This is a genomic window from Microbacterium sp. Z12_35 (assembly GCF_058310475.1).
This window is the reverse complement of the sequence record NZ_JBZEGJ010000002.1, coordinates 198938-222831: the sequence shown is the minus strand read 5'-3', so window position 1 is coordinate 222831 and position 23894 is coordinate 198938. Positions and strand designations below refer to the sequence as shown.

Annotated in this window: 21 protein-coding genes; 7 read left to right on the top strand and 14 right to left on the bottom strand. The window is 69.5% G+C overall.

Annotated features, from left to right (window positions below; genetic code table 11):
* Window positions 1–89: 89 nt before the first annotated feature.
* Both AC4FS1_RS13920 and AC4FS1_RS13915 read left to right on the top strand, forming a co-directional pair.
* A complete protein-coding gene (locus AC4FS1_RS13920) occupies window positions 90–401 on the top strand; it encodes a Dabb family protein (protein ID WP_491156101.1) in 312 nt (103 codons plus the stop codon).
* Complete coding sequence (locus AC4FS1_RS13915) at window positions 398–1462, top strand: zinc-dependent alcohol dehydrogenase (protein WP_491156100.1); 1065 nt, start codon at window positions 398–400, stop codon at window positions 1460–1462. Before AC4FS1_RS13920 ends, AC4FS1_RS13915 begins: the two co-directional genes overlap by 4 nt.
* Before the next feature lies 1 nt (window position 1463).
* On the opposite strand, the gene AC4FS1_RS13910 is transcribed toward AC4FS1_RS13915, so the two are convergent.
* Entirely contained in the window at window positions 1464–2162 is a 699-nt protein-coding gene (locus tag AC4FS1_RS13910; protein WP_491156099.1) for a helix-turn-helix domain-containing protein, read from the bottom strand.
* Window positions 2163–2398: 236 nt separating this feature from the next.
* Here AC4FS1_RS13910 and AC4FS1_RS13905 point away from each other — a divergent pair, with 236 nt between their 5' ends.
* Window positions 2399–3781 carry a M24 family metallopeptidase gene (locus AC4FS1_RS13905; RefSeq protein ID WP_491156097.1) on the top strand — a complete coding sequence of 461 codons (1383 nt, stop codon included), beginning with the start codon at window positions 2399–2401 and terminating at the stop codon, window positions 3779–3781.
* Window positions 3778–4644, top strand: a complete 867-nt coding sequence (locus tag AC4FS1_RS13900; protein WP_491156095.1) for an NAD(P)-dependent oxidoreductase — start codon at window positions 3778–3780, stop codon at window positions 4642–4644. The genes AC4FS1_RS13905 and AC4FS1_RS13900 overlap by 4 nt, the downstream gene beginning before the upstream one ends.
* Window positions 4645–4895: 251 nt before the next feature.
* On the opposite strand, the gene AC4FS1_RS13895 is transcribed toward AC4FS1_RS13900, so the two are convergent.
* Genes AC4FS1_RS13895 through AC4FS1_RS13885 form a run of 3 tightly spaced genes read right to left on the bottom strand, consistent with a single transcriptional unit; the run spans window position 4896 to window position 8705 of the window.
* On the bottom strand, window positions 4896–5975 hold the full coding sequence (locus AC4FS1_RS13895; RefSeq protein WP_491156093.1) for an ABC transporter permease: 1080 nt from the start codon (window positions 5973–5975) through the stop codon (window positions 4896–4898).
* The gene (locus tag AC4FS1_RS13890; RefSeq protein ID WP_491156092.1) at window positions 5972–7507 is read right to left on the bottom strand and encodes a sugar ABC transporter ATP-binding protein; all 1536 of its coding nucleotides are present in this window, start codon (window positions 7505–7507) and stop codon (window positions 5972–5974) included. Before AC4FS1_RS13890 ends, AC4FS1_RS13895 begins: the two co-directional genes overlap by 4 nt.
* Window positions 7508–7511: 4 nt before the next feature.
* Window positions 7512–8705, bottom strand: a complete 1194-nt coding sequence (locus tag AC4FS1_RS13885) for a hypothetical protein (protein ID WP_491156090.1) — start codon at window positions 8703–8705, stop codon at window positions 7512–7514.
* Window positions 8706–8971: 266 nt separating this feature from the next.
* On the opposite strand from AC4FS1_RS13885, the gene AC4FS1_RS13880 reads away from it, so the two are divergent.
* Window positions 8972–9436: a nuclear transport factor 2 family protein gene (locus AC4FS1_RS13880; protein WP_491156088.1), complete on the top strand. Its 465-nt coding sequence runs from the start codon at window positions 8972–8974 to the stop codon at window positions 9434–9436.
* Here AC4FS1_RS13880 and AC4FS1_RS13875 read toward each other — a convergent pair.
* Window positions 9411–10220 carry an SDR family oxidoreductase gene (locus AC4FS1_RS13875; protein WP_491156086.1) on the bottom strand — a complete coding sequence of 270 codons (810 nt, stop codon included), beginning with the start codon at window positions 10218–10220 and terminating at the stop codon, window positions 9411–9413. The two genes, AC4FS1_RS13880 and AC4FS1_RS13875, sit on opposite strands and share 26 nt — an antisense overlap.
* A gap of 149 nt (window positions 10221–10369) precedes the next feature.
* On the opposite strand from AC4FS1_RS13875, the gene AC4FS1_RS13870 reads away from it, so the two are divergent.
* A complete protein-coding gene (locus tag AC4FS1_RS13870) occupies window positions 10370–11305 on the top strand; it encodes a LysR substrate-binding domain-containing protein (RefSeq protein ID WP_491156084.1) in 936 nt (311 codons plus the stop codon).
* On the opposite strand, the gene AC4FS1_RS13865 is transcribed toward AC4FS1_RS13870, so the two are convergent.
* The 8 genes from AC4FS1_RS13865 to AC4FS1_RS13830 all read right to left on the bottom strand — a co-directional run bounded on the left by AC4FS1_RS13865 (window position 11275) and on the right by AC4FS1_RS13830 (window position 21361).
* Window positions 11275–11733 (bottom strand): nuclear transport factor 2 family protein, encoded by a 459-nt coding sequence (locus tag AC4FS1_RS13865; protein ID WP_491156082.1) that lies wholly within the window; start codon window positions 11731–11733, stop codon window positions 11275–11277. The genes AC4FS1_RS13870 and AC4FS1_RS13865 overlap by 31 nt on opposite strands.
* A gap of 2 nt (window positions 11734–11735) precedes the next feature.
* A complete protein-coding gene (locus AC4FS1_RS13860) occupies window positions 11736–13007 on the bottom strand; it encodes an acyl-CoA dehydrogenase family protein (RefSeq protein ID WP_491156080.1) in 1272 nt (423 codons plus the stop codon).
* An 84-nt stretch (window positions 13008–13091) separates the two neighbouring features.
* The gene (locus tag AC4FS1_RS13855; protein WP_491156078.1) at window positions 13092–14171 is read right to left on the bottom strand and encodes a zinc-binding dehydrogenase; all 1080 of its coding nucleotides are present in this window, start codon (window positions 14169–14171) and stop codon (window positions 13092–13094) included.
* Window positions 14172–14218: 47 nt separating this feature from the next.
* Window positions 14219–15766: an FAD-binding oxidoreductase gene (locus AC4FS1_RS13850; RefSeq protein ID WP_491156075.1), complete on the bottom strand. Its 1548-nt coding sequence runs from the start codon at window positions 15764–15766 to the stop codon at window positions 14219–14221.
* Between the two features lie 75 nt (window positions 15767–15841).
* On the bottom strand, window positions 15842–17032 hold the full coding sequence (locus AC4FS1_RS13845) for a sugar ABC transporter substrate-binding protein (protein ID WP_491156073.1): 1191 nt from the start codon (window positions 17030–17032) through the stop codon (window positions 15842–15844).
* A 98-nt stretch (window positions 17033–17130) separates the two neighbouring features.
* Window positions 17131–19086: a hydantoinase B/oxoprolinase family protein gene (locus AC4FS1_RS13840; protein WP_491156072.1), complete on the bottom strand. Its 1956-nt coding sequence runs from the start codon at window positions 19084–19086 to the stop codon at window positions 17131–17133.
* Window positions 19083–21119, bottom strand: a complete 2037-nt coding sequence (locus AC4FS1_RS13835) for a hydantoinase/oxoprolinase family protein (RefSeq protein WP_491156070.1) — start codon at window positions 21117–21119, stop codon at window positions 19083–19085. The genes AC4FS1_RS13840 and AC4FS1_RS13835 overlap by 4 nt, the downstream gene beginning before the upstream one ends.
* Window positions 21116–21361, bottom strand: a complete 246-nt coding sequence (locus tag AC4FS1_RS13830) for a hypothetical protein (RefSeq protein ID WP_491156068.1) — start codon at window positions 21359–21361, stop codon at window positions 21116–21118. The genes AC4FS1_RS13835 and AC4FS1_RS13830 overlap by 4 nt, the downstream gene beginning before the upstream one ends.
* A gap of 111 nt (window positions 21362–21472) precedes the next feature.
* Between AC4FS1_RS13830 and AC4FS1_RS13825 the strand changes: the two genes are divergently transcribed.
* The gene (locus AC4FS1_RS13825) at window positions 21473–22279 is read left to right on the top strand and encodes an SDR family NAD(P)-dependent oxidoreductase (RefSeq protein WP_491156066.1); all 807 of its coding nucleotides are present in this window, start codon (window positions 21473–21475) and stop codon (window positions 22277–22279) included.
* Window positions 22280–22703: 424 nt separating this feature from the next.
* Here the strand turns inward: AC4FS1_RS13825 and AC4FS1_RS13820 are convergent, their stop codons facing one another.
* On the bottom strand, window positions 22704–23828 hold the full coding sequence (locus tag AC4FS1_RS13820) for a flavin reductase (protein WP_491156064.1): 1125 nt from the start codon (window positions 23826–23828) through the stop codon (window positions 22704–22706).
* Window positions 23829–23894: the final 66 nt, after the last annotated feature.

Sequence of the window (23894 nt, the reverse complement as noted above, 5' to 3'; positions counted from 1 at the left end):
TTCGGCGCTACGCTGGATCTGCGCGGCGCGACGCCACAGAATGTAAATCTGCGCTGAACAGCTCGATGGAGAGAAGGAACGGGACGCCCATGATCCTGCACATCGCCGCCTTCCGGTGGAAAGAAGAAGTCACCGAGGCCGACGTATCGGCGCTCACGGACGCCCTCATGGCCATGGCGGAGGGGATTCCCGCGATCCGCTCGTACACCGCCGGCCCCAATCTGCACCTGCGCCCGGCCGGTTCCGACTATGGAGTCGCCGCGATCCTGGATGACCAGGAGGGTCTGGACGCCTACCTCGACCACCCCGACCACCTCGCGGTGTACGAGAAGTTCATCGGGTGGATGCTCGCCGAGCGCGCCGCCGTCCAGCTCCCGATCGACGAGGGCTCCTTCCGATGACCGACATGCAGGCTGCGGTCCTGCACGGAGTCGGCGATCTGCGGGTCGAGTCCAAGCCCGTCCCCACGCCGGGTCCGGGTGAGGTGCTGGTGCGGATCAGCGCGTGCGGCGTGTGCGGCAGCGACGCGACCGAGTTCGGCCGGCACCTCGTGCTCGCCGAGCCGCCGGTCGCCCTCGGGCACGAGTTCGTCGGCACGGTCGAGACGCTCGGCGAAGGCGTCGAGGGTCTTCCCGTCGGCGCGACCGTGGTGTGCGGCGCCGGCATCGCATGCGGGGAATGCAAGCCGTGCCGGTCCGGCCGCACGAACCTGTGCCGCTCGTACAAGACGCTCGGCTTCGCCTTCGACGGCGGGCTCGCCGGATACGTCGTGGCGCCCGCGAGCATTCTGCTCGACGTCTCCGACACCGGACTGACCACCGACACCCTCGCCCTGGCCCAGCCCCTGGCCATCGCGGTCCACGCGGTGCGGCGCAGCGGCCTGCGAGCGGGTCAGGATGCGGTCATCGTCGGCGCCGGCGGAATCGGGACGTTCATCACCGTGGCCGCCGCCGCCACGGGGGCGCGCGTTCTCGCGGTCGACCTGAACCAGGAACGCCTCGACCTCGCTCAGCGACTCGGTGCCACCGCGGGGCTGCTGTCGGGCTCGATGAGCCTGACCGAAAAGCTCGCCGAACTCGGCATGGACCCCGACGTCTTCTTCGAAGTCAGCGGATCGGCACCGGGTCTCGCCTCCGTGCTGGAGGCGGCCATGCCCGGTTCCACCATCGTCCCCGTCGGCATCCAGCGGGGCGAGCCGGCGCTCCCCCTCGGCACGTGGACGCTGCGCGAGTACACCATCATCGGCACGGTGGCGCATGTCTTCGCGGACGACTTCCCGGAGGCGGTGCGCCTGCTCGGGACACGTGAGGACTGGTCGGACATCGCCGGCGAGGTCATCCCGCTGGCAGATGTCGCCGACCTCGCCCTGACCCCGCTCTTCGAGGGCCGGTCGACGCAGATCAAGTCGCTCGTCGACCCGTGGGCCACCGAAGCGCGTCCCGCGCGCCACGGCCGTCGCTGACTCAGGCCAATTCGTCCATCGCACGCAGCACGTCGACCGCCGACGCCGGTGCCCCCGGCTCGGCGGTCGCGTCGTTCCCGGAGGCCGGCGCATCCGGCAGTGAACGGTTCTGCTGACGACGCCCGACGACGAACCAGACGCCCTTGGCGACGGCGTCGGAGCGGTTCGAGTACAGGTGCGGTCGCACGGAGTCGAACTGCAGCGAGTCTCCGGGGCGGAGCACATACGTCTCGAAATCGAGGTGCAGGGTCAGCTCCCCCTCGAGCAGATACGCGTACTCGACACCGGCGTGGCGCATGAGCTTGCCCTCGACGGAGCTGCTGGCGCCGGGTGCGTAGGTGACGAGGAGCGCGTCGGCGGGTCCGCCCGCGCCGGCCGCCAGCCGCTCCCACCGCACGCCGTTCTCCATCTCGATCACCGCGTTGTCCGCCGCGCGCTGCACATCCGGAAGGGGCGGACCGGCGTGGCCGAACATCGGGCTCTCGGGTTCGCGCGTCGAGGGGATGCCGAGGAGATCGTCGAGCGAGACGCCGAGGTGGCTGGCCAGGGCATAGAGGGTGGAGACGGACGGCTGGGTCTTGCCGATCTCCACCTGGGAGATGAGGCTCGCCGAGACACCCAGGGCTTGCGCGACACTGCGCAGGCTCAGCCCTCGTTCGGTGCGGGCCGCGCGGATGCGTTCGCCGAGCCTCTCCGGCATGATGCCGCCTTCCGTCGTCGCGTTCGCCCGCCGTAGCGAGCGCGCTGCCGTCATTGTAGATCGGCTGCTTGCCGGGGGTGTCCAGCGCCAGCCGATGGGCTCCGCAGCGGTGTGCGGGATCCCGCAGCGTGCACACCCCTCTCTGGGCTCGGCGGGCCCCCGGTGTTAAGCTGTACTTCACGCGCGTTCAGCGTTACCGCGACCATCCGCGATCATCCGCGACGAAGGAGAACTCGATGAAGAGCACGGGGACCACCGGGACCAACGGCGTCGACTGGGAGCAGCGGGTCGATTTCGACCGCCTCCGGGATGAGCGCCTGGCACGCCTGAAGGCGCAGCTGGATGCGTCCTCCCTCGGCGCGGTGCTGGCCTTCGACTTCTCCAACATCCGCTACATGAGCGCCACCCACATCGGCACGTGGGCGATGGACAAGCTCATCCGCTTCTCGCTCCTCACGCGCAACACCGACCCCATCGTGTGGGACTTCGGTTCCGCCGCCAAGCACCACAAGCTCTACAACCCGTGGCTCGACACGACCACCGCCGAGATGGACGCGAACCCGAACGCTCCCCACGAGGGCGCCAAGCGCCCGCGCATGGAGTCGGGAGCGCGCGCCGGCATTTCGACGCTGCGCGGGGCCTTCCCGCCCGACGCGGGGATCGCCGAGGGCGTGGCCAAGAAGATCAAGCGCGAACTGGAGAAGTTCGGCCTCGCCGATCAGCCCCTGGGCGTCGACGTCATCGAGCTCCCGATCCTGTTCGCCCTCCAGAAGGAGGGCATCCAGGTCGTCGACGGCCAGCAGATCTTCATGGAGGCCCGGCGCATCAAGACGCATGACGAGATCCGTCTCCTCACGCAGGCCGCGTCGATGGTGGATGCCGCCTACGAAGAGCTGTACCGGTTCCTCCGCCCCGGGGTCCGCGAGAACGAGGCCGTCGGACTCGTCGCCAAGACGCTGTACGACCTCGGCTCCGAGTACGTCGAAGGCGTCAACGCGATCTCCGGTGAGCGCTGCTCGCCGCATCCGCACGTCTTCTCCGACCGCCTCATCCGCCCCGGCGACCCGGCGTTCTTCGACATCCTGCACAGCTGGAACGGCTACCGCACGTGCTACTACCGGACGTTCGCCGTGGGTTCGGCAAGCTCCGCCCAGCGCGACGCGTACACCCGCGCGCGGGAGTACATGGACCGCGCGATCGCGCTGGTGAAGCCCGGCGCCACCACGGCCGACATCGTCAAGGTGTGGCCCACGGCCCAGGAGTTCGGCTTCGCCGACGAGGAGGCCGCGTTCGCCCTGCAGTACGGCCACGGCGTCGGACTGTCGATCTGGGAGAAGCCGATCTTCTCGCGCCTGACCTCGCTCGACCACCCGGAGGTGCTGCAGGAGGGCAACGTGTTCGCCCTGGAGACCTACTGGCCGTCGGCCGACGGGTGGGGTGCCGCGCGCATCGAGGAAGAGGTCGTCGTGACCGCTGACGGGTGCGAGGTCATCACGAAGTTCCCGGCCGAGGAACTCATCGTCGCCGGCCGCCGTTACTACACGATCGACGGCCCGCTGAACCTCGAGCGCGACGCACAGTCGCACAAGAACACGGTGTGGGGGCGCGGAGAAGCGTGAGCACCGTCGGATTCCTGGGCCTCGGGTTGATGGGGCGCGGCATGGCCGCGCGCCTGGTGGACGCGGGGCACGACGTGAAGGCGTGGAACCGGTCCGAGGGCGCGGTCTCCGCGCTTGTCGAGCAGGGGGCATCCGCGGCCAGCGTCGAGGAGGCCCTCGCCGCCGACGTGTCGTTCTCGATGCTCGCGAACGACGCGGCGGTGGAGAGCGTGCTGCATCCGGACGCGCTGGCGGCAGCATCCGGCTGCACCCACGTCGTCATGGCGTCGATCTCCCCGTCGCTCGCCGACCGCCTGGAGCGTTCGTTCGCGGACGCCGGTGTGGGCTACGTCGCGGCCCCCGTTCTTGGCCGCCCGGAGGTGGCCGCCGCGGGACAGCTCAACGTCCTCGCAGCCGGCGCCTCGGACGCCGTCGAGTCGGTGATCCCGTACCTCGAGATCATGGGCAAGCGCGTGTGGCGGCTGGGCGAGACGCCCTCGGCGGCCAACGCCGTCAAGGCCGCCGTGAACTACAACATCATCCACGCGCTGCAGGCCATCGGCGAGACCGTCGCGATGACCGAGCGCGTGGGCGTGCCGCCGGAGCTCTTCACCGAGCTCCTGTCGAACACGCTCTTCGGGGGCGTTGTCTACACCGGCTACGGCAAGATGATCGCGGACGAGAAGTACCACCCCGCCGGTTTCTCGATGACCCTCGGCCGCAAGGACCTCGGGCTCGCCGCGGAGGTGGCCGCCGCCGGCGGCGTCACCCCCGCCACTCTTCCGGCCCTCATCCAGGTGTTCGAAGCAGCCCTCGCCGATCCGGACCTGAAGGATGCGGACTGGAGCGCCATCGCGGAGGTCTCCCGCCGCAACCTCCTCTAGCCGGCACGTCCTGCGCGAAGGCCCCCCGCCACTCGGCGGGGGGCCTTCGCGTTCGCGCGCCTCGGCCTGGGCCGTCGGCCTCGCCCGGGCCTCGGCCGCGCCTAACTCAGGCCACACGCGGCGACACCCCGCGCCACCAGCCCTGGGAGGCCATGCGGCCCGGATCAGCCTGAGTCAGGACCGGCACCGGCCGCCCGGGGCAGGAACGAAGGACGCCCCCGCCGAAGCGGGGGCGTCCGAGGGATGCGGCGTCAGGCCCCGCGCTTGCGGAACGGCAGGGCGCGGCGGATGGCGCTGCCACGCTTGGCGGTGCGCTCCCACCGGGAGAGCCCGACGGCGGCGAGCAGCGCGACACCGTTGAACAGGTCGCTGACCCAGTTCTGCGCGCCGAGGAGTTGCAGACCCTTGATGCCGACGGCGAGCACGTACACCGAGATGACCGTGCCCCACACGTTGAAGCGGCCACCCTTGAACTGCGTCGACCCCAGGAACACCGCGGTCAGCGCGGGCAGGAGCAGGCCGGGACCGACCGTCGGGTCACCGGCGTTGATCCGGGATGTCAGCAGCACACCGGCGAAAGCGGCGATCACACCGCCCGCGACGAGCGAGAGGATCTGCAGACGGGCCACGTTCACACCCGACAGGCGCGCGCCGTCCGGGTTGTAGCCGGCGGCGTACATGCGGCGACCGAAGGGCGTGCGCTCCAGGGCGTACCAGACGATCAGCGCGATGATCAGCATGATGAACACCGGGTTGGTGATCTTCAGGCTCGGGTTGTCGGGCGAGAGCGGCAGGCCGCCGGTGGCGAAGGCGCGGAAGCCCTCCTCGAGCCCGATGATCTGACGGCTCTCCGACATGAACGCCAGGCCGGCCAGGAGGATCGAGCTCATACCCAGGGTGGCGATGAAGCTGTCGATCTTGCCCTTGGTGATGATGAGGCCGGAGATCAAGCCGATGAGCGCTCCGGCGGCGATCGTCAGCGGGATCGCCATGCCCCACGGCACGCCGAACTTCACCTGGAGGACAGCGACGAGGATGACCGCGAAGCCGACCTCCGCGCCGATGGCCAGGTTGAAGACGCCGTTGACCAGCGGGATGAGCACGGCGATGGCCGCGAGCACCGTGATCGACTGCGCGTCCAGGAGGACGAGCCAGGTGCCGGGGGTGAGGAACGTCCGCGGGGTGATGATCGCGAAGATCGCGAACAGCACGATGAAGATGTACAGCGCGCTGATGTTGCGGAAGGACAGCATCCGCCACCAGCCTCCGCGAGTGACGGTGGCGTTCGACCCGGTGGCCTCCGCCACGGGAATCGTCTCGGTCTTGTTCACTTCTCTCCCTTGCCCACGAGCCCGTAGCCCTCCATGATCAGCGCCGTCTCGGTCAGCCGATCACCTGCCAATTCCGCCGCGACCTTGCCGCCGCGCAGCACCAGCACGCGGTTGCACAGCCGGACGAGCTCCTTGGCCTCGGAGGAGCAGACCAGAACGGCCGCTCCTCCTTCCGCTGCGGCGTCGATGGCGTCGTAGATCGCTTGCTTCGCGCCGATGTCCACGCCCTGCGTCGGCTCCTCCAGGAGCAGCACGACCGGGTTGTTGCGCAGCCATTTGGCGAACACGATCTTCTGCTGATTTCCGCCGCTGAACTGCGCAAAGATCTGCTCGGCGCGCGGCGGCTTCACGTCGTACTTCGCCATGAGCTCGGTCGTGTGTGCGCGCTCGCGGGGGCCGCTGATCGCTCCGAGCGGACCGGTGAGCGATTTGAGTTCGGGCAGCGTCACGTTCTCCCGCGCGGTCATGGGGCGCACCGACCCGAAGCGCGCACGGTCGCCCGGCACGAATCCCATCCCCCGCCGGATGCTCTCTTGCGGGTTGCGGTGCGGGTAGTTCTTGCCCTGCACGGCGAAGGTCTCGGCATCCGAGTCGATCGAACCGAACAGCATGGCGGGCAGCGCTTCGCGGCCGGAGCCGAGCACCCCGGCGACGCCGACGACCTCGCCGGCGTGGATCGTGATGTCGACCCCGTCCAGCGCCGCGCCGGTGAGACCCCTCACGTCCAGCGCGACGGCGCCCAGGTCGCCGCGGAACGGCTCACCCGTCTCGGCCTCGCCCACCGGCACGCCGGTGACGAAGGAGACGAGCCGGTCGTGGTCCATCGTGACCCGCGACTCATCGGCGACCTTCACCCCGTCGCGCAGGATGACCACGCGATCGGCGATCTCCAGCACCTCGTCGAGGCGGTGCGAGATGAAGATGACGCCGGCCCCGGCGGCAGCCAGCGACTTCACGGCCTCGAAGAGCACCTTCACTTCGCTCGCGTGCAGGGCCTCGGTGGGCTCATCGAGGATGAGGATGTTGCGGGGGTGGGTCCAGCCGTCGAGGGCGCGAGCGATCCCGATGATCGAGCGCTGCGCCGGAGCGAGGCTGCCGATCGGCACATCGAGGTCGAACGGCTCACCGAAGCGGCCGATCAGCTCGCGGGCGTGCGCGCGTTCGCGCTTGCTGCGGAACGGAGCGAGCGCCGAAATGCCCTTGTCCTTGGTGATCCCGAGGTTCTCCAGCCCCGTCAGTTCCTTCGCGAGACCGAGGTCCTGGTGGATGACGTAGAGGTTGGTCTGCTGTCCGTCCACCTCGGCCAGCTCGACTGTGCCGCCGTCCGAGGTGTACACGCCGTCGAGGATCTTCACGAGGGTCGATTTGCCCGACCCGTTGTGCCCGACGACGGCGACGATCTCGCCGCTGGCGACGTCGAGGGAAACCTCATCCAGCGCCCGGTTGCCCGGGAAGTCCTTGATGATGCCGTCGATACGGAGGAGCCGCGGGGCGGCCGAAGCCGCCCCGCGTCCGGATGAAACATCGGTCATCGAATTACTTTCCCCACAGGGCTTTGAACTCGTCCTCCATGCCCGGGTACGCCACGTACCCGGTGCCGAGGGACTCCTCGGCGTTGCGAATGGTCACGAAGTGCGAGAGCGTCTGGGCGGTGTTCACCCAGTCGCCGAGGTAGGGCACATCCATGCCCTGCATCCGGCGCAGGCCCTCATCGACCTGCAGCCACATGAACAGGCCGAAGTCCACCGCGTAGCCGGCCACCTGCTGGCCGTCGGCGATCTGCTGGAAGTTCGGCGGCAGCGACGACTGGCCGAGTCCGTAGGCGTTCTCGATGCCGGCGAGGGCCGCCTTGTCCTGCAGCCCGATCTGGAACTGGTCACCCATGCTGATGAAGAACTGCGTCTCGGGGTGCGCCTGCAGGTCCGACACGATCTTGTCGGCCGGGCTCGGGTCGGCGATGGAGATGTCGACGATACGCAGGTTGCACTCGGCGCAGAGCTCCTCGAGCTTCTCCGCGATGCGCACGTTCTGCAGCGCCGAGGAGGGAAGCTCCGGGATGCTGTAGGCCACGAACTCGGTCGCGGTGCCGCAGGTGAGCGTGATGGCCCCGGCCGCGAGCACGTCGCTGTTGACCGTGACACTGCCCACGCCGCCCAGAGAATCGACGAGCCCGAACTCCTCGGCGTTGAGCTGACCGCCGTAAACCACCACGGCGCCCTGATCCTGCAGCTGCTTCAGCTGGTCCTGGAAGAAGATCGCGTCGACCGACTGATCGAAGACGATGTCCGGCTGCATCTCCACGACCGAGTTCATGGCCGAGTTGATGCTCTGAGCGTCCGAGCCGGTGTCGACGTTGACGAACGTGATCCCGGCCGCCGCGGACGCAGCCGCAAGACTCTCCTGGAAGATCGCCGCCACCGGCGTGCCGTTGTTCAGGTACACGGCCGTCGTGTCGGGTGACACCGGCTCCTCCAGCGGCTCGGTCGCGAGGATGGACGTCGCGGGCTCCTCGAACGGCGCGATGAATTCCTGCGCTGACTCGAAGTCGATGCCCTCGATGGGGTCGGTCGCGCAGGTTCCGTCGTCGGCCATGTAGGTGAGCTCGACCTCGGACTCGCCTCCCCCGCCGCCCCCGGCGGCGTCGCCGCCACCCCCGGAGCACCCGGCGGCGAGAAGCGCCACCGTTACCAGGCTCGTGAATCCCAGGACGTTCTTGATGCGTCTTTGCATGGTGTTCGCTTTCTCTCCCCGACGGCCGCGTCTACGCGGCTCGTTTTCAACGACCTCATCGTCCGAAGAAGGATTGTCCGACAATGAGCCAAGCATACAGAAAAGTTGCAAGATGTATACCTATATCAGGCGGGCTCGCGCCGAGTTCCACGCGCTTCACGCGGTGCTTGCCCGGAAAAGGCCGTTTGATCGCCCACCGCGTACGTGCGTACCGTCTGGCGACGGCGGCCCGATGGAGTGCGCCGGAGAGTCCCGAGGAGCACGCCATGACATCCACCCGCCCGCCCGGCCCCGCCGCAGACGTCCGGTTCGCCATCGACGACCTCTACGTGGACTACCTGTGGGCACTCGACACGCAGGACCTCGAGCGTTATCTGGGCACGTTCTGGGATGACGCCGTTCTCGAGGAGACGCAGCTGGACGGGTCCATCGATGCGCGGCGCGGGGTCGGCTCGATCCGGGAGTTCGCGGCCAGCCATTTCGGGGGCTACGCCGGGCACCAGCATCGCGAATCCAACCGGATGTATCTCCCCGACCCGGCGGGGTCACCCGACCGATGGATCCTGCGCTCGTACTGGTTCACGAGCCACCGCGAGAACAGCGAGGTGTCGTTCCACTCCACCGGCCACTCGAAAGACGTCGTGGAGCGGCGCGACGGGGAGTGGCGGTTCGTCTACCGGTGGCTGCAGCGGTGGCCGGGAGCGGTCACGCATCCCCTTTCCGAGCGCTGAGCGCGCCGTCGAACGCCTGCTCGATCGCGCGGTGCCGCGAGGTGACGATGTCGCGCCACTCGATATGGGTGAGCGCATAGAGGCTGTTCGCCTCGATCGCACGGATGGCGACCTCGGCGACCTCGTCGGGGTCCAGCCAGGGCAGGGTCCCACCGTCCTCGACGGTGAGGTCCTTGTCCCGAAGCGCGCCCCGGGAGTCGGCGGGGCGATTGCGGGAGCTCGAGCCCAGCCGGGTGCGCACCGGCCCCGGTGCCAGGAGCGTGACCCCCACGCCGTCGTCGGCGAGCTCGCGTGCGAGTACCTCGGTGTAGGCGGTCAGCGCCGACTTGGTCACGCCGTAACCGCCCGATCCCGTGTCTGCAGCCAGACCGGCCATCGATCCGGTGTTCAGCACGTGCCCCCGTTCGGCGCGGAGATCGGACAGGAACGCCGCCACGCCGTGGATCGGGCCGAGGAGGTTCACCCCCAGCATCCACGCCCAGTCGGCCTCGGTCATCTCCGCCAACGGCGCGGTGGATGCCACGCCGGCGTTGTTCACGAGGATGCCGGCGGCACCGAGATCTCGTCGGACACCCGCCGCCAGAGCCGCCACGCTGCCGGGGTCGCTCACGTCCACCACATACCCCCGGCCCCCGATCTCGCCCGCCACGCGCCCCGCCTGCTCCGCGTCGATGTCAGCCACCGCCACGGCGGCGCCACCTGCGGCGAGGCGATGCGCGATCGACCGCCCGATGCCGGAACCCGCCCCCGTCACGACGGCGACTCTTCCCTCGATACGCGTCATCTGTGCCCTCCTCCGGCGGATCCGCTGTCGAACCACCGTCACCACGTCATCACATGCCCGCGGCGAATACCATGCATCAGACCACCGATAAAGCGAGGAAGCACGACGGCTGCGCCGCGATGTGCCCCGCGGAACCGACCGGGAGCATCGTGCCCAGCAACATCACGCTCAGACAGCTCGAGTACTTCCTCGCGATCGCCGATTCCCGCTCGATGTCGGAGGCTGCCGCCCTGCTCCACGCCTCCCCCTCGGCCGTGGCGGGTGCGCTGACCACGCTGGAGCGCTCCCTCGGCGTGCGGCTGTGCGTTCGGCGCCGGGCGTACGGCGTCTCCCTCACCACGAGCGGGCGTGAGCTGCGTGACCGTGCCCGCGCGCTGGTGGCCGAGGCGGCGCTGCTCGAGCAGGACTTCACCGGCTCTGCGGCTCCCGTCTCCGGCGCCGTGCTGATCGGGGGGTCGGACGAGATGGCACCGACGATCCTGCCGCCCATCATCGATGCTCTCTCCAGGAAGCACCCCGGTCTCGTCCTCACCGCGGAGCTCGGGCTCGAGGAGTCGTTCTGGCCGCGCGTCAGCTCCGGGGAGGTCGACGTGGCCATCGCCCTCGACCATCGGCTGCCGGTCGACCTGGACTTCATCCGACTGCGCCCCATGCCCGTTCAGGTGGTACTTCCCGCCGGTCATCCCCTCGCCGACCGCGAGCGGGTCGAGCTGGCCGACCTGGTCGATGAGAGCTGGATCATGCTGGATACCGAACCGGGAGCCACCCACGCGGCATCGATGTTCCACACCGCCGGCCTGTCGCCGAAAGTGGCGTTCCGCTCCCCGAGCTCCGAGCTGGCGCGCTCGCTCGTGGGCCGCGGGCTCGGCTACACCATCCACATCCACCGCCCGTACGGAGACGTCAGCCACGAGGGCCGCGCACTCGCTGTGCGCCCTCTGGAGACCGGACTCCCCGTCGAGCACGTCGCGCTGGCGTGGTCACGTCGGATGCGGCCGTCTCCGGCCACGCGCGCCGTGATCGCCGCGGCCCGCGAGGTGTGGAAGACGGCGGATCAGCAGCAGGCGGCGCCCGAGAGCGGGTGAGTCATCCCGTCGCGCCAGATGGTCACGTGATGGTGCCGGATCGCCCAGTTCCCCGCCTCCTCTTCGAGGCGGTCGCAGATCCACCCGCTGGCGGCGAGATCCACCTCACCCGTCTGCGGCGAGCGCACGCTGGTGGACCAGTACGACCACACGGTGCAGGACCCATCGGCTCCCGGCACGAACAGGCTGTTCGTCACCCGGTGCTGTGAGCCGCCCGCAGACGAGGCGAGACGGGCGCGGAAGTCGGCGACCATCCCGTCCCGTCCTTCGATCCGGTGACGATCGTCGTCCGACTCGACGACGAAGTCGGCGTCCGGGGAGAAGACGCCCGCGAAGCGCTCGACGTCGCCGGTGTCCAGCGCCCAATTGAGGTCGATGAGAAGATCCTGCACCGCCTGACGTGCTTCCACGGAGAGCATTCCGGCCATCGTCATTTTCCTTCCGTTCCGGTCGGAACCTTCGGCAGGTCGAAGGCCGACTCCTGCACACCGAGGACGGTGGCACCGATCCCCTGCATCCACGCGCCGTACTGCGCGGCCGCGTGCGTGCGGTACATCTGCACGTCCCGCGAGTAGCGTTCCATCCGGCGACCCGGACGCGCCTCGGAAGACCCCGCCGACTGAACGAGCATCTCGGCCGCCTCAGCCGCCAGTCGCCCGGCCTCCAGACTCAGCCCGTTCAGGCGGGTGTCCATGCCGCGCGTGAGCGGCGCCGTGCCTGCGGCGAAGTCTGCCGACCAGCGCTCGATCGTCTCCGCCACCTGGAGGAGCATCGCTTCGGCCGCATCCGCCTTGACCGTGGCTTCGCCGAGGATCCGCTGACTCGCCGGGTCGTGATCACGGGGGACGAATGGCGGAAGGGGACTCATCCGCGTGCGGGACAGGTCCGTCCACTCGTCGATCGCGGCCCGGGCGGTACCCACCATGACGGCGGCAAGCTCGGCGCCGAGGAACGTCTGCACGCTGCCGATGTACATCGGGTTGCCGTGCACGCCGGCTCCGGTCTCCTCCGGCGGGGTCTGCCCCGCCCACGTGGGCGGCACCATCCGGTCGGCGGGAACGAACACGTCGTCGAACGCGACGGAGTTCGACCCGCTCGCCCGCATCCCCAGGACTCGGCCGCCGCCCCAATCGTCGAGCAGCCGGAACTGCTCCGCCGGGATGATGGCCTGCAGGGCCTGCGGAGCCCCCTCTGCCCCCTCGGATGCCGGGTCCGCCACCCGCACCAGCACGATCGCATGTGTCGAGTACGGGGAGCCGGACTGGTACCGGGAGACGCCCGTGAGCCGGTACCCGCCCTCGACGGGGACGGCGACGCCGGCCGGTGCGAGGCTGTGGGACGCACGGAAGTAGCCCGCCGCGGTGCCGAAGAGGTCATCCTGGACGCGCTGGCCGAAGAGGGAGGCGGCCTGGATGTTGTGCGAGTGCCCGAGGCAATAGCACCACCCGGTGCCCGGGTCTCCGGACGAGATCTCCATGACCGTGCGCAGCCAGGTCTTCAGCGACACCTCATATCCGCCATATCGCCGCGGAGTCAGCAGGTGGTAGAGACCGAGCTCGATCATGCGCTCGTGGACCGCTTCGGTGTAGTGGCCGCGCTCCTCCGCCGCATCCTGCTGGTCGCGGATGAGTTCCTTCAGCGATCGCGCCCGCGCGACGACCTCGTCCGCGCTCGGAACCGCTTCGCGTGTCGTCGTCGACATCGTTCTCCTTCTCTGCTGCTTCTCACGTCACCACACCGCGGTCCCGCACCGCCACGTCCGCCACCACGCATTACCCGCGGAACCTCAGTGGGTCGCACGTCCTTGACCGCCGCCGCGCATCATCAGCACGCCGGTCAGGTGGGCGGGGAGGGCGAGCAGGTCGTAGACCTCGGCGGCGTCCTCCAGGCTGCGCTCGGCCGTGAGGATCGACCGGGCATCGAGGATCCCGTCCTCGAGCATCCGCTCCAGCCGCGGCACGAGCGACAAAACGTCGCCGCCCCCGCACTGCGCGCCGGTGATGGTGCGCGAGCCGAGGGAGTACTGCAGGTTGTTGAGACTCACCCGGGCGACCTCGCTCTCGAGGCCCGTGGGCACCACGCGTCCGCCGTATCGGGTCATCTCGAACGACTGCTCCATCGCTGTGGTGGTGCCGGCCGCCTCGAGTCCGACGTCCACGCCACGGCCTTCCGTCAGGGCCCGCACCTGCTGCACCACGGCGTCACCGGGGTCGAGCACACGAGTCGCTCCCATGGCGAGCGCGATGTCGCGGCGCGCGGGATCGGGGTCGATGGCGATGATGGTGCCGGCTCCGGCGGCTCGGGCTGCCTGGATCATCCAGAGGCCGACGTGCCCGCATCCGGAGACCGCCACGGATTCTCCGGAGCGCACCTTCGCGACCTCGCTCACGGCGCCGGCACCCGAGGGGATGCCGCAGCCCAGCATCGCGAGGTGGCGCGGGTCGGCACCGCCGCGGATGGGCACCACGTTGGATTCGGGGAAGACCATGCGCTCGGCGTGCGTGCCGATCCCGCCGTCGGAGAAGATCTCCTCGCCGTCCGCGGCGGTGCCGATCTCGCGGGTCATGTACCGGAAGATCTCGTCGCACGCCCCCGGTGCGCCATGGGTGCAGAAGAAGCATCGACCGCACTGGCGCGTGCCGGTGACGATCACGGGCTGTCCCGGACGCACCCGCTCCACGTCGCCGCCGACCGCGGACACGACGCCCACGGCAGCGTGCCCGAGGATCGTGGGCGGGCCGGGGGCTGCGTCCGGATCGGCACTCCGGCGATCGATCGTGAGCAGCTCGGTGCGGCATACCGCCGCGGCGATGATCTCGACCAGCAACTCCCGCTCCCCCGGCGGGCGCAGGTCGACGTCGATCACGCGCGGACGGGATCCGTCGCCCCGGGCGACGAGGGCCCGCGTGCGGATCACGGGCGGGCCGCCGGGCCGCTGCGGGGCCAGATGCCCTGCTTGCCCGGCGCGAGGATGCCGCGGGGATCCACGGCATCCTTCAGCGTCCGGGTGAACTCCCGCAGCGCGCTGTCGTTCCACGAGAACTGGTCGGCGACGAGGTCCATGAACTCCAGATGCGCGCGGTACTCGCCGTACCCGTGCTCTGCGAGCATCGGGACGAGTTCGGCGAAGGCCTGCGCCACCTTTCGCGACTCCTCGACGTCGGCCGCGTCAAAGAAGATCATGAGCACGTTGACGGCATGACGCTCGGTGGCGAGCCATCCGCCGATGTAGTCGAATCCGGCGGCCTCGATGTGCTGGCGCATGATGCGGGAGACCGCGGCCACGTGCGTCCCGGTGAGGGGTGACACCGGGCACAACCCGATGTGCGCGCCGGTGGGGCCGTTCGCCCGCCACCGCACTCCGTCGGCGAGGATCATGCCGGGGATGCCGGCGGCGAAGTGATCCAGCGGCGGGATGTCAGCGGCGGGGGTGTCACCCGCGTAGCGATTCACCACGACGCTGCCGCCGGGAATGTCCTCGATGGCGGCACGCATCCGCGCCAACTTGAGATCGAGCATCGCGGGGGTCCCGTACACGGCGCACTTGATGTTCCAGCGGCCGAGCCCGAGGTCACCGGCGATCACATCCACGACGTCGTCGGGGACGATCCCGTCGCCGTCGTACCACCGCTCGCGCGGAGCCATCCCGGCGGCCACCCCGACCGCGTTGGCGGCATTGACGACGCCGTCGATGGTTCCGTCGAGCTTGAGCTCGCGGATGACATCCACGAGCTGCGGAAGCTGCTCCTCGCGCTCGATCGCGAGCCGGCACGCAGCGAACTCCTCCGGGCGCGGCATCAGCCACACGCCCATCTTCGTCACGATTCCGAGGTTGGACTGGAGGAACAGGCCCTCCAGGCCCGGGCCGAAGCCTCCGCGGTACAGCGCCCACGCCTCGGACCCGGGGAGGGCGCCCATACCCGTGCGGATGATCTCGCCGGTCGGCAGCACGACCTCCATCCCGCAGATGAACTGCTGGTGGTCACCGTGCGCCGTGTATCCGTAGCCGCGCTCCAGGGCGTTGCCCACGACGCTCCCCCACCCGAGGTCGGGAACCGAGGCCCACAGCCGCGAGCCACGCTCGCGGAGTGCGTCGTAGAGGTCGAAGAACCGCACCCCGGGTTCGACGATCGCGTACGCGGTCTCGTCATCGACGTGCAGCACACGGTTCATGCGGGAGAGGTCCACCGTGACGCTGCCGGAGACGCGCGGTGCGGGCCCGCCGTACCCGAAGTTCTTGCCGCGGCCGAACGGCCAGAGCGCGACGCCCAGGTCGTTCGCCTCGCGGACGATGGCCTGCACCTCCTCGGTGCTGGCGGGGCGCACCGCCCCGGCCGGCGCGAACTTCCCGGGGTCTCCCAGGGCATAGGTGTCCAGGTAGTCGTCCAGGTCGTCGCCGCGCGAGACGTGCTCGTCCCCGAGCAGCTGCGCCGCGAAGTCCAGGAGCATTCCTGCTGGCATGTCCGGCATGCTCATGCCTTTCTCACAGATGAGCGAGGGGGCGCCGCGGGATCCGCGACGCCCCCTCGGATCGGGTTACTTGGTCACGCCCCACAGGGTCGTGAATTCCTCTTCCATACCCGGGAAGGCGACGAAGCCCTGCAGGTAGTCCTCCGCGTTCGCCGGGGTGATCACGCGCGAGACGGAGCGGCCGACGGCCTCCCAGTCCTCGTACTCGGTGAACACGCCCTGCATCTTGCGGAAGCCTTCATCCAGCAGCATCCACATGAAGATGTTCAGGTCGACGCCGAACCCGGCGGTCTGCAGCCCGTCCGCGATCTGCTGCATGTTCGGCGGCAGCGAAGACTGTCCGATGCCATACGCGTTCTCCAGGCCCGCGAGGCCGGCCTTCTCCGCGAGCCCGACCTGGAACTGGTCGGCGGGCGTCACGAAGAACTGCGTCTCGGGGTGCGTCTGCAGGTCGCTGACGATCTTGTCCGCCGGGCTCGGGTCGGCGATGGAGATGTCGACGACGCGCAGGTTGCAGTCGGGGCAGATCGTCGCGAGTTCTTCCTGCGTCGCCTCGAGCTGGATCTGCGAGAAGCCCAGCTCGGGGATGTTGTAGAAGACGAACTCGCTGCCCGTGCCGCATGTGAAGGCGACCGCAGCGTCGGCGAGAACCTTGCCGTTGACCAGGGAGACGTTGTAACCGCCGAGGCTGTCGTTCAGACCGAACTCCTCCGCGTTCGGCTGCGAGGCGTAGACGATGGCGACGTCGTTGTCCATCAGGGCCTGGAGCTGGTCCTGCCAGAAGACGGCGTCGTTGGCGACGGCGATGACGACGTCGGGGTTCATCTCCACGACGGAGTTGAGGGCGGAGTTGATGCTCTGCGCGTCGGTGCCGGTGCTGACGTTGATGAGTTCGACACCCGCACCCGCGGCCGCCTGCTCCATGAACGAGTACATGATGCCGGCGACGGCGGTGTCATTGTTGAGGAACGCGACCGTGGTGTCGGGGCTCACCGGCTCGGGCAGCGGTTCGGTGAAGAGCAGCTCTTCCACCGGCTCGCCGAACGACGCGATGTACTCCTGAGCGGCCTCGAACTCGACGCCGTCCGCGGGGCCGGCGGCACAGTTGCCTTCCTCGTCCATGTAGGTGAGCTCGACGTCGCCGGATCCCTCGGGACCGCCCGGCTCGGTCTCTCCGCCGCCTCCCGCGCACCCTGCGAGCGCGACGATGGATAAGACCGTGCCGATTCCCAGAGCGCTCTTGATTCCTCTGCGCATGTGACTGTCTCCCTGACTTCGTTGTCATGGTCCGACCGCATTGTCGGACAGTGGGGCAATCCTACACAGGAGGTTTCAACGGGTATATATAAATTCGATCACGATCGGGATGCTGCCCGCATGCGCGCCCGGAGGGCGGCCGTCGCCGCCTCATCCACGGCAACACCCTCGGGGTCTTCGGCGGGATCGCCGGTCACCACGACGCCGTAGAGGCGGGCGGCGCCTTCGATGGTGACGTACTCGTCGCGGACGTCGACGCGCACCCGGTCGGGATCGCGCTCCAGTGGGTCGCCCCACCCGCCGGCCCCGTTGGTGATGTACCGGAGCACGGAGTTCGCCGTGCTGACATTGGCCGACGAGAACGGGTAGTGGTACTGGCCGTGCCGGGAGGGCGCGTGGCTCTCCGGGTCCAGCACACCTGCCCAGGGCGTGCCGTCGCGGAAGGAGTCGGGGCCCGTGGCGGGAACGTTGCGGGCTCCTTCGCCGGTCGGCGGATAGATCCACACGCCGCCGTTGACGCCGTGACCGCCGCCATACACGCCGAAGCCGGTGACCGACTTGTGCCGCAGCTCGATGATGGAGTGCGCGGCATCCGTGAGCCAGAGGGTGTCGCGGAGCATCGCGTTGCCGCCCCGGTGGTAGCCCGGCCCCGCCGTGTCGGGCACCGGCTCGTGGCGGAGCATGACGACGGGGCTGTCCTTCTCCACGGCCTCGACCGATGGCGCGACGCCGTTGGCGAGGTACGACATGCACTGCGTGTCGGCGTCGCCGTGCCGGTTCGCGCCGAAGGGCCCGATCTCGCCCCCGCACTGCATGGCCGACACCCACGGGTTTCCGTCCGGCCAGGCGCCGAACGCCGTGTGCAGGTTCGTCCCCCCTCGATCGCCGGCGATGGCCCGATCACCCATGGCCTTCTCCAGCGCCATGAGCGCGGTGGCCAGGATGACCTGGCTCTGTTCGAAGTACAGGAACACCGCGCCATCCGGAGGCAGTGCCGAGACGACACTGCCCTCGGGGATGACGATGTCGATGTTGCGGAACAGGCCGGAGTTGAAGCGGCCGCGGGGATCGAAGTTGTACTTCAGGGCGACCCCGATGGCGGTCTTGACCTCCCACACGGTGGCGTTGATCGACGTGCGCGCCTGGCGGTGCGTGCCCGACAGGTCGACCTCGATGCGGTCGCCGCGCTTGCGGATGGCCACGTGCACGGGGTACGACTCGGTGTCGTCGATGCCATCGCAGTCCACCCCGTGCTCGGCCTCCCAGTCGCCGTCGGGAAGCTCCGCCATCCCGACGGCCATCCGCTCGGCGGCGACGTCGGTCGCGTACCGCATGGCGCCGTGGAACGCCGGCAGTCCGTAGCGGTCGATGGACTCGTTCACGAGCGTCTCGCCGAGCTCCAGGCTCGAGCACACCGTCAGCATGTCGGGGTAGAGCACCTCGGCCATGCGCACGTTGTCGAAGATGACGCTCCAGTTCTCGGGCACATTGACGCCCTCGCTCACCAGCAGCCGAGGCGACAGGACGAGACCGTTCTCGAAGACGTTCTGTTTGGTCGCGCTGAACCCGCCGGGGACGGTGCCGCCCATGTCGAGCTGATGCGCATTGAGCGTCACGAACGCGACGATGCGGCCCTCGCGGAAGACGGGGCGCGTGAAGACCAGGTCGTTGTTGTGGTTGCCCGTGCGGTACGGGTCGTTGGCGATGAGCACGTCGCCCGGCCGCAGCCGGCCGACACCGAACTCTCCGACCATGTTCGGCACGGCGTCGATCGTCGTGCCGGCCATCAGCACGATGCCGTTGCTGGCGGCGGGGACCGGATAGTCGAGCTCGGGCGGGCCGGCGATCGTGCACGCGAGGTCGTAGAAGTCGCGGAGCACCGGCGAGAAGGCGCCGGTCAGCAGGCGCGCACTCATGTGCTCCACGAGGTAGTCGAAGCGGTTGCCGAGCACCGTGGCGGTGTAGCGGTCGCAGTCGTAGCGGTCCCGGAACGCGGCGACGTCGAGGTCGCGGAGGAGCGTGCGCCTCTGCGGTGCGGTGTCGATGGTGCTCACGCGGTCCTCCCCGAGGTGATGACGATCTCTCTGCAGCGGCCGATGACCGCCGTCTGGCCCGGCATGAGGAAGGTGGTGCTGAGCTCCTCTCGGATGACGGCGGGTCCGGTGACGGTCGCCCCCACCTCGAGAGCTTCGCGTCGGTACCACTCGGCCTGGATGGGCTGCTCGGTGAGGTACTCGAGGGTCACCGTGCCCTCCGGTGTCGCTGGGAACGACTCGCGTGCGGCAGCGGGCGTGTACTCGACCTTCTCGGCCGGGACGACGATCTCCACGCGGTAGGTCACCCCCTCCACGGGGAACCCGTCGAAGCGGTTGCCGTTGCGGGATTCGTACGTGTCGTGGAAGCCGGCGACCACGTCGAGGATCGACTCCGCGGTGATGGGTTCGTCGGGGATCCCGACGAACGGGGTCTCCCAGCTCTGCCCGACGAGGCGCCCGTCGAAGCTCCGGCGCACCGGCAGCCCCTCGGCCGCATCGCCGAGGCGGTCGCGCAGCCGGGCCTCCATCGCGTCGTACACCGCGGCGATCTGATCGGCCGAGTCGGGCGAGAAGACGACGTACGCGCTCTCCGATTCGTGGAACACCTGGTCGGCGGAGAGCAGCCCGAGGGCGGAGAACAGCCCCGGATGCGGCGGGATCACGACTTCGCGGAGCGGCAGGAGGTCCAGGGCCGCGGGCAGCAGCATCCCGCCCGCGGCGCCGTACGCCATGAGCGAGAAGTCGCGCACGTCCACGCCGTGGCGGACGGCCACGTTGAGGATCTCCTCGGCCATGTGTGCCACGGCGAGCCGGTACGCCGTGCTGACGCGCTCGGCGAACGGGATCGGCGTGTCCAGCGCATCGAAGGCGCGGCGTGCGGCGGCGGAGTCGAGCGTGAGCTCGCCCCCGGCGAACCCGTCGGGGTCGAGGATGCCGATGAGCAACGCGGCGTCCGTCACCGTCGGTTGCGTGCCGCCGCGGCCGTAGCACGCGGGTCCGGGCTCGGCCCCCGCGCTGCCCGGACCGACGAGCATGCCGCCGGCCGACGAGATGGTCACGAGGCTGCCGCCGCCCGCACCGACGCTCGAGACCTCGGTCGATAGCGCGTTGATGATGAGGTCGTGCTCGATCTCGAAGGTGTTCTGGACGAACGGCTTGTCGTTGATGATGATCGACACGTCTGTGGAGGTGCCGCCCACGTCGGCGCACAGGATGTTCGACCGGCCGATCGCCCGACCGAGGTGGCCGCTGGAGACCGTGCCCGCCGCGGGGCCGGCGAACAGGATGCGGAAGGGTCGCTGCAGCGCCTCCTCCCAGGGCAGGAGGTTGGCCGCGCAGTCGGCGAAGTTCAGCTGGCCACCGAATCCGAGGCCGGACAGGTCCGCGTTCAGGCGTGTGGCGTAGCCGCCGAAGAGCAGCTTCATAATGACGTCCACCACCGTGGTGGAGGATCGCTCGTACTCCTTGGCGAGCGGCGAGGTGGCCGAGGAGATCGACACCTCGATGTCGTCGCCGAGCACCTCACGGGTGAGTTCCCGGAGGCGTTCCTCGTGGGCAGGATTCACGTACGCGTTGATCAGGCAGATGGCCACGCCCTCGACCTCGCACCGGGCCAGGATCTCCAGCTCGTGCCGCGCCTGCGCCTCGTCGAGCTCGAGCAGCACATCGCCCTGCGCGGTCATCCGCTCGACCACCCCGCGGCGGAGGTACCGCGGAATGAGCGGCCGCGCCGCGTCGCCGAACGTGCGGCGCCACGACGGGTCGGTCTGCGCGTCGAGGGGCCGGTGCACCGAGCCGCGGTCGAGCACGTCACGGAATCCGTCGGTCGTGAGCAGCCCCACCTTCGGCAGACGGCGCTCGAGCACCGCGTTCAGCCCCATCGTGCTGGCGTGATTGAACACCGCGCTCTGGTCGACGCCGAGGCGCCGGGCGCCTTCGATGACCGACGCGGCCGGGTCGGTGCGGCCGCTCGGGACCTTGGTGACCTCCACGCGGCCGTCGCGAATGGACACCACGTCGGTGAACGTGCCGCCGACGTCGACCCCGATCATCGCGTTCCTCCCGACAGGCCCTCGACGGTCGTCCCCAGCGGCACGAAGCTGCCGAGCGGGGGCGCCTGGGTGCGCTCCACGGAGTGGAGGCAGTCCTGGCACTTCACCGCATCCCACCAGCCACCTTCGCTCAAGACGCGGTAGCGGCTCAGGTCGGCGCTGCCGCAGTTCGGACAGGTGCCGGAGACGGCAACGCGCTCGACCGAGAGCGTGGCCGTCCGCGGGCGGCTGAAGGTGTGCACGTCGATTTCTCCTTCGAAGTCGATCGGGGCGCGGCCGAGTCGAGTGCCCGACGCCCTGCAGATGCGATTATCGTACGACAATCAGACACTGGCGCAAGGGCAGGTTCGAAGATGAGCGACACAGGGTTCTCGCAGAGCGACGCGTGGCCGGGGATGCGGCGGTTCGAGGGGCGTGTGGCTGCCGTGACCGGCGCCGCACAGGGCATCGGGTTCGCGGTGGCCGATCGGCTTCGCGCCGAGGGGGCCGTCGTGTACGCCCTGGATCTGTCCGCGGACGCGCTGGCGCAGGCGTGGCCCGCCGACTCCGGAGTCACCCCCTTGACCGTCGACGTCGGTGACAGCGGCGCCGTCAACGCGGCCTTCGCGCGCATCGAGGCGGAGCACGGACGCCTGGACGCCCTCGTGACCGCGGCAGGCATCGCGGATGCTCCGTGGCGGCTGACCGAACGCGGCGGCGACCCCGATCCGTCCACGATCGACGACGCCGCCTGGGACCTCGTCATCCGGGTGAACCTCACCGGAACCTTCTACTGCGTCCGCGCGGCACTGCCGCTGATCCGCCGCGTCGGCGAGCGCGGCGGCGCGATCGTCACGATCTCCAGCGTCGGCGCGCTCGCCCCGTACCCCCTGCAGGCCGCCTACCCGGCGTCGAAGGCCGGCGTGCTCGGGATGACCCGGGCTATCGCGGCCCTCGTCGGCAGCGAGAACATCCGCGTCAACGCCGTCGCGCCCGCCGCCACCCGCACCGCGATGCTTCCGCAGGACGAGGAGCTTCTCGATTCACTCGTGCAGCTCCAGCCGATCCCGCGGGTGGTCCCGCCGTCGGAGATGGCGGCCACGATCGTCTACCTCTGCTCGGATGAGGCGCAGTTCATCACCGGTCAGACCATCAACGTCAACGGCGGCATGGTGATGTGACCCCGCCACCCGCGCCCGCCCGGCGCCGTCGCGCGCCGAGTTCAGGAGATGCGGCGGACACAGGAGGATCCGGCCGAAACCGTCCTGCCTCCGCCGCATCTCCTGATTTCGCGCCGGGCGGCGGGGGGGGCCGGAGGCGTGCGGGCCGGAGGCGTGCGGGCCGGCGGCCCCGGGGCGGGCGTCAGGACGGCGCGGCCTCAGGACGCCGCGGCCTCAGGACGCGGTGCGTGCCGAGCGTCACAGCGCCACGCCGCGCACAGTCCGCGGCGCGGGCGCTACGTCGCGCGCCGAGTTCAGGAGATGCGGCCGACACAGGAGGATCCGGCCGAAATCGTCCTGCCTCCGCCGCATCTCCTGATTTCGCGCCGGGGCGCGGGCCGGCGCGCGGACCGGGCCGGGGGGCGGGGAGCGCGGACCGGAGCCGTCAGGACGCGACGGCGGCCCGGCTCTCCTGCGGGCGGCGAGCGTGCAGGGCCAGGGTCTCCAGCACCTTAGCCACGTCACCGGACTCGTAGCCCTCGACGATCGCGGAGTGGTCATCCAGAAGCTTCGACGTGGCTTTCGTCGACTGGCGGATGGTGCGCAGCTCGAGCGACGGGAGGCGCAAGCCCTTGTACGTCTCGGTGAGGATGACGCTGCCGGCGAGCGTCACGAGATACTCGTGGAACGCCGCGTTGGACCGGATCCACCCCTCCGGGTCGACGAACTCGTCATCGTGCACGTACTGGAGCGTGTCCTCCATGAGCCGGCGGAGCTCGGCCAGCTGATCCTCGCCGAGCCGGCCGACCGTTTGTGAGGCCGCGCCCACTTCGATCGCGAGCTTGGCGGCGTAGTAGTCGAAGATCACCTGGTCGGGCACCGGCTCCACTTCGAAGGTGGCACCCGAGCGGCGGACGAGCCCCTCATCCACGAGCGCGACCAGGGCGCGGAAGGCGCGGCCGACCTCGATCTCGAGGGCCTCGGCGATGGCCTCCGCATCCAGGGGCACCGACTGATCGGTGACCGTATTCACGACGTAGTCGCGCACGGCACGCAGGGCCGCGGAGTCCGGGGCGGTCTCCATCGTTCCGAACGATCCACGGAAATACGCCAGCGGGTTACCGGGGTGGGAGGTCACGCGAACGACACGCGCCAGGAAGACGAGGTGGGTTCCCCCGCGCACGGAGTCCTCCACCACGCATTCGAACTGCGCGATGGAGCCCGACAGGAGCGGAGCCCCGCCGTGGCCGCGCTCGAGGGCCATCGACTGGAACTTGTCGGCGCCCTTGCTGGCGAACCGCTGCGCAATGGGTGCGGAGTCCTCGGCCAGGACATTGACGGCGAAGGTGCCGGTGCGGGTGATCGCCTGCGCCGTGGAGGAGGTGACGTTGAGGCAGATGAGGATCATCGGCGGTTCGTCGGAGAGGGAGCTGACGGCGCTGGCGGCCGCGCCGAAATCGACATCTCCCTCGCGCGTGGTGATGACGGTCACGCCGCTGGCGAACCGGCCCATCACGTCGCGGAACTCCCCCTTGGACGGCGGCTCGATGGGGGTGTCGAGAGTGTTCATCGTCGAGCTCCTTCGCGTCTTCGATCGCGACCGCACGGCCGCGTAGCGATGATAGCTTTTAGTTAC

Coding starts and splice junctions, on each gene's coding strand:
- AC4FS1_RS13920 (WP_491156101.1), top strand. CDS start 90: ATGATCCTGCACATCGCCGCCTTCCGGTGGAAAGAAGAAGTCACCGAG.
- AC4FS1_RS13915 (WP_491156100.1), top strand. CDS start 398: ATGACCGACATGCAGGCTGCGGTCCTGCACGGAGTCGGCGATCTGCGG.
- AC4FS1_RS13910 (WP_491156099.1), bottom strand. CDS start 2,162: ATGCCGGAGAGGCTCGGCGAACGCATCCGCGCGGCCCGCACCGAACGA.
- AC4FS1_RS13905 (WP_491156097.1), top strand. CDS start 2,399: ATGAAGAGCACGGGGACCACCGGGACCAACGGCGTCGACTGGGAGCAG.
- AC4FS1_RS13890 (WP_491156092.1), bottom strand. CDS start 7,507: ATGACCGATGTTTCATCCGGACGCGGGGCGGCTTCGGCCGCCCCGCGG.
- AC4FS1_RS13885 (WP_491156090.1), bottom strand. CDS start 8,705: ATGCAAAGACGCATCAAGAACGTCCTGGGATTCACGAGCCTGGTAACG.
- AC4FS1_RS13880 (WP_491156088.1), top strand. CDS start 8,972: ATGACATCCACCCGCCCGCCCGGCCCCGCCGCAGACGTCCGGTTCGCC.
- AC4FS1_RS13875 (WP_491156086.1), bottom strand. CDS start 10,220: ATGACGCGTATCGAGGGAAGAGTCGCCGTCGTGACGGGGGCGGGTTCC.
- AC4FS1_RS13865 (WP_491156082.1), bottom strand. CDS start 11,733: ATGGCCGGAATGCTCTCCGTGGAAGCACGTCAGGCGGTGCAGGATCTT.
- AC4FS1_RS13860 (WP_491156080.1), bottom strand. CDS start 13,007: ATGTCGACGACGACACGCGAAGCGGTTCCGAGCGCGGACGAGGTCGTC.
- AC4FS1_RS13850 (WP_491156075.1), bottom strand. CDS start 15,766: ATGCCAGCAGGAATGCTCCTGGACTTCGCGGCGCAGCTGCTCGGGGAC.
- AC4FS1_RS13845 (WP_491156073.1), bottom strand. CDS start 17,032: ATGCGCAGAGGAATCAAGAGCGCTCTGGGAATCGGCACGGTCTTATCC.
- AC4FS1_RS13835 (WP_491156070.1), bottom strand. CDS start 21,119: ATGATCGGGGTCGACGTCGGCGGCACGTTCACCGACGTGGTGTCCATT.
- AC4FS1_RS13825 (WP_491156066.1), top strand. CDS start 21,473: ATGAGCGACACAGGGTTCTCGCAGAGCGACGCGTGGCCGGGGATGCGG.
- AC4FS1_RS13820 (WP_491156064.1), bottom strand. CDS start 23,828: ATGAACACTCTCGACACCCCCATCGAGCCGCCGTCCAAGGGGGAGTTC.